The following is a 6,602-nucleotide window of genomic DNA, read 5'->3' as shown; positions in this document are numbered from 1 at the left end:
TTCGCCCTGAGCTTGTCGAAGGGCTGTGGTGCCCAAGCGGGCGGGGCTTCGACAAGCTCAGTCCGAACGGTGAAAGCCGGCGGGCGGTGGGCAGGGCTTTACAGCGACGGTGCGGCGTTGAAGACGCGGCCGGAGTGTTCGCGCATGGAGTGGAACTGGATGTCGGGCACGCGTTCTTGGGTGACGCGCAGGTCGGAGCTGTATTGGACCAAGAAGGCGGGGGCGCCGACCACGTCGTAGGCGATGCGCATGGGTTCGCTGTCGATGAAGCGTTTGAGCTTGGCTTCGTCGGGGCAGGTGATCCAGCGGGCGATGGTGAAGCGGCAGGGGTCGAGGCGGGCATCGACGCCGTATTCGCCTTTCAGGCGGTGCAGCACCACTTCAAATTGCAGCTGACCGATGGCACCCAGCATCAGCGAGCCGCCGGCCACGGGGTTGAAGACTTGGATCGCGCCTTCTTCGCCGAGCTGTTGCAGACCTTGGCGCAATTGCTTGGAGCGCAGCGGGTCTTTGATTTCAACGGTGCGGAAGCTCTCCGGCGCGAAGAAGGGCAGCCCGGTGTAATGCAGCATCTCGCCTTCGGTCAGGGTGTCGCCGAGCTGCAAGGTGCCGTGGTTCGGGATACCGATGATGTCGCCGGCCACCGCTTCATCGACCAGCTCGCGGCGCTGTGAGAGGAAGCTCACCACCGTTTGCGGGCGGATTTCCTTGTTGTTGCGCGTGACTTTGAGGCGCATGCCGCGCTGGAAACGGCCCGAGTAGACCCGCACAAAGGCGATGCGGTCGCGGTGCGCCGGGTCCATGTTGGCTTGGACCTTGAAGACCACGCCAGAGAACTTCTCTTCGGTCGGCTCGACGATGCGCTCTTGGGCTTCGCGCTCGCCGGGCGGCGGTGCCAGGGCGACCAAGGCGTCGAGGATTTCTTGCACGCCAAAGTTGTTCACCGCCGAGCCGAAGAACAGCGGCGACTGCTCGCCGGCCAAAAAGGCTTCGCGGTCCAGCGCCGGGGTGGCGGCGCGCAGCAACTCCAGCTCGTCGGCAGCGTTTTGAAAGTCCAGGCCGTAACGCTCGGCCAGCACCGGGTTGTCGAGCCCTTCGACCACCTCGTCGCCCGCGTTTTCCATCTTGTCGGCCCCGGCCTTGAAGACGCGCATGCGGTTGTGCTGGATGTCCATCACCCCCCGGAAGGCCTTGCCCATGCCCACCGGCCACGTCAGCGGCACCAAGCTCATGCCCAAGGTTTGCTCGATCTCATCGAGCAACTCCAGCGGCGCTTTGACCTCGCGGTCCATCTTGTTGACGAAGGTCAGGATGGGGGTGTTGCGCGCCCGGCAAACCTTCAACAGGCGCAGCGTTTGCTCTTCGACCCCGTTGGCCGCATCGACCACCATCAAGGCAGCGTCCACGGCGGTGAGCACGCGGTAAGTGTCTTCAGAGAAGTCTTGGTGGCCGGGGGTGTCGAGCAGATTGATGACGCAGTCGCCATATTCCATCTGCATCACGCTCGATGCCACCGAGATGCCGCGCTGCTTTTCGATCTCCATCCAGTCGGAGGTTGCATGGCGCGTGGCTTTGCGTGCTTTGACCGAGCCGGCGATCTGGATCGCGCCCGAGAACAGCAGCAGCTTTTCCGTCAGCGTGGTTTTACCTGCATCAGGGTGGGAGATGATCGCAAAGGTGCGACGACGGCGAATTTCAGTGGACAGGTCGGACATGGCAGCAACTCACGCAAAGTGGCGGTGCAAAACCTGCGATTGTCGCTGTTGGGCCGTGGTCTCCCATGCATGGCATCCTACAAGGCCCGTTCTCTCTTGTTGAAAGCACCATCGTGATCCTCGAAGTTGTTGATATCCATATCAAAGCCGACCAGCACGCGGCCTTTGAAGCGGCCGTGCATCACGGCGTCCAGACGGTGATTGCCCACGCCAAGGGCTACCGCCATTACCAGTTGCAGCGCGGCATCGAAAGCGCAAACCGCTACGTGTTGCTGATCTGGTGGAACACGCTGGAAAACCACACCGTGGATTTCCGCCAGTCCCCGGCTTTTGCCGATTGGCGTGCCATCGTCGGCCCGTTCTTCGCTCAGCCACCAGCGGTCGAACACTTCAACCCGCTGGCTTCGCCGCACGCGTCATCGGAACTTCCGGTCAACTTGCCCCACGCTTGATCGGGCCGGGAAGCATTCCATCACCCGCAGCCGGTAGCCGCGCCGCTCAAACACCGAGGTCCGCGCCCACAGGCCTCGGCCGGGCAGGGCCGTGCCGCTGGCGGCGCGCCATTCGCGCGCGACATGGCGGGTGAAGGGCTCGGCAGGGCCGTGATAGACGGCGCTCAAGGCGGAGCGCCGCACCCGGTGCGGTTGCTGGAAAAGCAGATCTGCCAGCGGCCGGCTTCCTAAACCACGGATGGCGCGCCACACCGTGCGTGACGCCCCGGGACTCAACACGGTGCGCGCAAACACCCGCGCTTGGTCCCCGGCAAAAAGCAGCACTTCGCGCACATGAACCGCCCGCGACGCTGGGCGATGCAAGCCCAGATCAACCGCCTCAACCGCATCCGCCCAACCATGACCTTGATGGCGGCGGCGTACCGTCACCGGCCCATACGCCGCCCCCAAATGCGCCGTGAGCGAGCCCCCCACGCGCAACCATGGGCGCAGGTCGGCAGCAAAGGGCAAAGAGGACGGGCGGAGCGGGCGCGGCTTCATAGGCCGCGAATGATAGGGTCAGCGCTCCGGTTTTTCAGGGCTGATGTGTCGCAATCCGGCGCTTGATACAGCGCAGCACGCCCCCGAGCAAGGGGATGTGTTCGTAGATCGACTCGGCGGCGTCCCAGTAGTCGCGGTGGCGGCTCACCAAGCCGTGGGCGTCGAAGTGCAGCAAGGTGCTGCCGTGGATGCTGTGTTCGCCCAAGCGCGGGTGGCGGAAGTGGCAGTCCCAACTCAGGAAGGCGCGATGCTCGGGCTCCAAGGTCTCGAAGGCGTCGAGCACGACAAAGCGCGGCACGTCGAGCGTGGCGTACATGTCGGCAAAGACCGCACGCACGCTAGCGCGACCTTGCAGGTGGTTGAAGGGGTCGCGGAAAGAGCAGTCTTGGCTGTAGAGCGCCGCCAGCGCATCCAAGCGCTCGGGGCCGAGTTGCTCGAAGTGCTCGATCAGGGTTTGCAGCGGGGTCGAGATCATGGCGAGCTTTCGCGGGTGATGCGGCGCAGCAGCGCTTGGCAGAGGCGGTGATGCAGCAGCCCCAAGATCGTCACCGCTTTGAGCACCCAGGTAAAGCGGCGCGGAAAGTGAATGTCGAAGCGGCCCTTGGCCCAGCCTTGAAGGATCGCTTGAGCCGCTTGCTCGGGCGAGCGCAGCGCCGGCATGGGGAAGTCGTTGTGCGCCGTCAGCGGCGTGGCCACAAAGCCGGGATGGATCACCGACACGCCCAAGCCAAGCGGTGCCAGCTCCAAGTGCAGGATCTGGGCCAAGTGGCTCAAGGCCGCTTTGGTCGGTCCATACGCCAGCGCCTTGGGCAAGCCCCGCCAGCCCGCCACGCTCGACACCAAACTGATGTGGCCGTGGCCCTGAGCACGCAGCAGCGGCAGCACGCCGTCCAGCACATGCAACGCGCCCACGTAGTTGATGGTTTGGTGCTGGAGCATCTGCGCCAGATCGAAGGCCGTGGCTGGCACCGGCCGGTAGTGACCGGCGCAGTAGAGCACCAGATCAAGCTGCGGGTGCAGGGCGCGCAGGCGCTGGAGGGCAGCGTGAATCGTGGCGGGTTTGCTGACGTCCAAGGGCAAGGCCGTGATCGCATCGGGGTGCTGCCGGGCCGAGGCTTCCGCTGCCACCGCTTGGAGGGCTGCGGGTCGGCGCGCTGAGATCACCACCTGCGCCCCCGCTTGGGCCAAAGCCAAGGCGGTGGCGCGACCGATGCCGCTGGAGGCACCGATGATCCAGACCACGCGCCCGCGCCAGTCGCGCAGTGGGGGGTTGTCGCTCATGGGGTCAAGGGAGTTTTAGGCTCAGGGCTTATCTCAGGGTTTGTGGAAGGCGAGGGTGACCTCGCCCAAGCGCACGCCCCACTTGCTCATGGTGGCGCGGTTGAGCAATGTGTGGTCGTCTATCAACACCATCCAGTCATCGAAAGCGACTTGGTAGTGACTGCCGCCCACGGGCAGGCTCAAGGTGTATTGCCAGCGCAGCACCGGGCCCGCCGCGCGGCCTTCGGCCTCGCCCACTACATCGGCAGCCCGGCCCACGTAGCCGCCGTCAGCGTTGCGTTGCAAGGTCCAGACGCGCCGCTCTTTCTCGCCGTCGCTGTAGAGAAAGTCTTCTTCCAGCACGCCGCTGTCCCCTTGCCAGTGCGCTTTCATCTGCACCGTAAAGCGCCGCCGGATGGTGCCAAAGCGGTCGGTGAACATGCCGTGCGCCACCAAGTCGCCGTTGAAGTACTGGCGCAGATCAAGCAGCGGGCGCTCGGCGGTGTAGTCCTGCACCTGCGAGCCGGCGCAGCCGCTCAGCACGGTGCTGCCCAAGGCAGCGAGGGCTGTAAGCACAGCAAAGAGGGCTTTCATGGCTTTTCCAGGGTGAACTGCACGACGTCGGTGTTGCCGGTGTCGAAGGCGGCTTCGCAGTAGTGCAGGTAAAAGCTCCACGTGCGCATAAAGCGGGTGTCAAAGCCCAGCGCCGGCATGCCCGGCGCTTCGTCGTGGAAGCGTGTCCGCCAGCGCCGCAGGGTTTCGGCGTAGTCGGGGCCGAAGCTGAGCTGGTTTTTCACCACCAAGCCGGCTTGGCTGGCGGCGCGGTGGAACTCGCTCACGCTGGGCAGCATGCCGCCGGGGAAGATGTATTGCTGGATGAAATCGGTCGAGCGGGCGTAGCGCTCAAAGAGATCGTCGCGGATGGTGATGCTCTGGATGCAGGCTCGCCCGCCGGGCTTGAGCAGCCGCGCGACCGCAGCGAAGTAGTCGGGCCAGTAGCGCCGGCCCACGGCCTCGAACATTTCGATCGACACCACGGCGTCAAAAGGCGCTTCCTCCAGATCGCGGTAGTCCTGCAAGCGCAGATCGACCCGTTCACGCAGACCACTGCCTTGGATGCGCTGTTGCGCCCAAGCGAGTTGTTCGGTCGAGAGCGTCACGCCCGTGACATGGGCCCCGAAGCCCCAAGCGGCGGTCTCGGCCAGACCACCCCAGCCGCAGCCGATCTCCAGCAAGCGGTCGCCGGTTTTGAGGCGCACTTCGCGCAGCGCGCGGTTCATCTTGGCGTGCTGGGCGTCCGCCAGCGACTGCTCAGGGCGGCCGTCGAACCAGGCGCTGGAGTAGGTCATGCCTTCGTCAAGCCAGCGGCGGTAGAAGGCATTGCCCAAGTCGTAGTGAGCGTGGATGTTGCGCCGGCTGCCGCTGCGGCTGTTGCGGTTGAAGGCGTGGCGCAGGCGGTAGGCCAGCGCGCCCCACCACGAGCCGTAGACCGTTTTTTCCAAGGCATCTCGGTTGGCGATCAGCAAGCGCAGCAAGGCGGAAACGTCCGGGCTGTGCCAATCCCCGGCGATGTAGCTTTCGGCCAGACCGATGTCGCCCGAGCGCAGCACGGCTGCGCAGACGTTCCAGTTCGGCCAGTGCATCACGGCGTGCGGTTCATCGGCGTGGCTTGGGCCATAGCGGCGCAGGCTGCCATCTGGCAAGCGCAGCTCCAGCGAGCCGTGGGCCAGCCGATCCAGCAGGCCCAGCACGGCCCGGGCGCTGGGCGGCAGCGTCAGGCTCAAGGGCGTGCTGGGCATGGGCGACAGGGTGCTTGAGGCGGTGTCGTGCATGGTCAAGGGCTCCGGTGGGGCGGTAAGGGGGGCGGGGTTGAGGAAGCGCGCGCCAGATGCAGCGGCACGCGCTTCAGCCAGAGCTGCAAGGCCTGCCAGTGAATGCGCAGCGTCACGCCCAAGGCAAAGCCGGGTTGTCGCCAAAACCGGGCGCGCAGGCTGCGGCGCGTCAGGGGTTCGAGCGCGCCGCTCAGGCTGGTTTGCAGCAGAGCACCGTCTTCATCCAGCAGCTCGATGCGCGCCACCATGTGCTCGGGGGTGCGCAAAAAGCGAAAGCGGTACTGGCCGGCGGTGCGGCAAAAGGGCGAGACCGCAAACACCTTGTCCGCGCTCAAGGTTTGGCCCCAGCGCAAGTTGCGCTGGTCGGGTGGGTGCAGCACGTAGCAGTGCCGCTCGCCAAAGGTGTTGTTGACCTCGGCGACGATGGCCGCCAGCGAGCCGTCTTGGCGATGGGCAAACCAAAAACTCACCGGCTTGAAGGCGTAGCCGAACAGGTGCGGAAAGGTTTGCAGCCAGATCTCGCCGTTGGCGTCCGCCACGCCTTCTTCGGCCAGCAAGCGCTCGAACCACGCCAGCGCGTCGGGGCCCCCCGTGCCGTGATCGCGCTCTTTGAAGGGCAGCGCGGCCCGCTGCTCCAAGCTGAGGCTGCGCATGGGCAAGAGCAGGAACCAGCCTGCGTAGGCAAAGGCGTGCTTGGCGGGCCGCAGCCGGGTGTGGCGGATCTGGCCCACGCCGATCAGGGCGTGATGGGCGTGATGAGCTGGCGCGGGTGCGGTGCCGGTGGTGGTGGGTGGTTGCGCCAT

General features: G+C 65.5%; 8 protein-coding genes. 1 reads left to right on the top strand and 7 read right to left on the bottom strand.

All coding sequences use genetic code 11. From position 1 onward, the window contains the following. Positions 1–98: 98 nt before the first annotated feature. A complete protein-coding gene (locus AC3VI7_RS06735; protein ID WP_489667721.1) occupies positions 99–1,715 on the bottom strand; it encodes a peptide chain release factor 3 in 1,617 nt (538 codons plus the stop codon). 113 nt (positions 1,716–1,828) lie between these two features. On the opposite strand from AC3VI7_RS06735, the gene AC3VI7_RS06730 reads away from it, so the two are divergent. Next, on the top strand, positions 1,829–2,167 hold the full coding sequence (locus tag AC3VI7_RS06730; RefSeq protein ID WP_489667869.1) for an antibiotic biosynthesis monooxygenase family protein: 339 nt from the start codon (positions 1,829–1,831) through the stop codon (positions 2,165–2,167). On the opposite strand, the gene AC3VI7_RS06725 is transcribed toward AC3VI7_RS06730, so the two are convergent. Genes AC3VI7_RS06725 through AC3VI7_RS06700 form a run of 6 tightly spaced genes read right to left on the bottom strand, consistent with a single transcriptional unit; the run spans position 2,132 to position 6,602 of the window. Next, a complete protein-coding gene (locus AC3VI7_RS06725) occupies positions 2,132–2,707 on the bottom strand; it encodes a chorismate--pyruvate lyase family protein (protein WP_489667722.1) in 576 nt (191 codons plus the stop codon). The two genes, AC3VI7_RS06730 and AC3VI7_RS06725, sit on opposite strands and share 36 nt — an antisense overlap. Before the next feature lie 34 nt (positions 2,708–2,741). Continuing rightward, positions 2,742–3,182, bottom strand: a complete 441-nt coding sequence (locus tag AC3VI7_RS06720; RefSeq protein WP_489667723.1) for a nuclear transport factor 2 family protein — start codon at positions 3,180–3,182, stop codon at positions 2,742–2,744. Further along, a complete protein-coding gene (locus AC3VI7_RS06715) occupies positions 3,179–3,988 on the bottom strand; it encodes an SDR family NAD(P)-dependent oxidoreductase (RefSeq protein ID WP_489667724.1) in 810 nt (269 codons plus the stop codon). The genes AC3VI7_RS06720 and AC3VI7_RS06715 overlap by 4 nt, the downstream gene beginning before the upstream one ends. A gap of 33 nt (positions 3,989–4,021) precedes the next feature. Then, entirely contained in the window at positions 4,022–4,561 is a 540-nt protein-coding gene (locus AC3VI7_RS06710) for a DUF3833 domain-containing protein (RefSeq protein ID WP_489667725.1), read from the bottom strand. Further along, the gene (locus AC3VI7_RS06705) at positions 4,558–5,799 is read right to left on the bottom strand and encodes a class I SAM-dependent methyltransferase (RefSeq protein ID WP_489667726.1); all 1,242 of its coding nucleotides are present in this window, start codon (positions 5,797–5,799) and stop codon (positions 4,558–4,560) included. The genes AC3VI7_RS06710 and AC3VI7_RS06705 overlap by 4 nt, the downstream gene beginning before the upstream one ends. Before the next feature lie 2 nt (positions 5,800–5,801). Next, a complete protein-coding gene (locus AC3VI7_RS06700) occupies positions 5,802–6,602 on the bottom strand; it encodes a DUF1365 domain-containing protein (protein ID WP_489667727.1) in 801 nt (266 codons plus the stop codon).

This window comes from Leptothrix toolikensis (SeqCode) (assembly GCF_057922285.1).
The sequence above is the reverse complement of the archived record's forward strand: the minus strand, read 5'-3'. Positions and strand labels throughout refer to the sequence as shown.

What these genes read in the sequence shown, in the direction of transcription:
- AC3VI7_RS06735 (WP_489667721.1), bottom strand. Translation starts at nt 1,715, where the DNA reads ATGTCCGACCTGTCCACTGAAATTCGCCGTCGTCGCACCTTTGCGATC.
- AC3VI7_RS06715 (WP_489667724.1), bottom strand. Translation starts at nt 3,988, where the DNA reads ATGAGCGACAACCCCCCACTGCGCGACTGGCGCGGGCGCGTGGTCTGG.
- AC3VI7_RS06710 (WP_489667725.1), bottom strand. Translation starts at nt 4,561, where the DNA reads ATGAAAGCCCTCTTTGCTGTGCTTACAGCCCTCGCTGCCTTGGGCAGC.
- AC3VI7_RS06725 (WP_489667722.1), bottom strand. Translation starts at nt 2,707, where the DNA reads ATGAAGCCGCGCCCGCTCCGCCCGTCCTCTTTGCCCTTTGCTGCCGAC.
- AC3VI7_RS06705 (WP_489667726.1), bottom strand. Translation starts at nt 5,799, where the DNA reads ATGCACGACACCGCCTCAAGCACCCTGTCGCCCATGCCCAGCACGCCC.
- AC3VI7_RS06720 (WP_489667723.1), bottom strand. Translation starts at nt 3,182, where the DNA reads ATGATCTCGACCCCGCTGCAAACCCTGATCGAGCACTTCGAGCAACTC.
- AC3VI7_RS06700 (WP_489667727.1), bottom strand. Translation starts at nt 6,602, where the DNA reads ATGGCGCAACCACCCACCACCACCGGCACCGCACCCGCGCCAGCTCAT.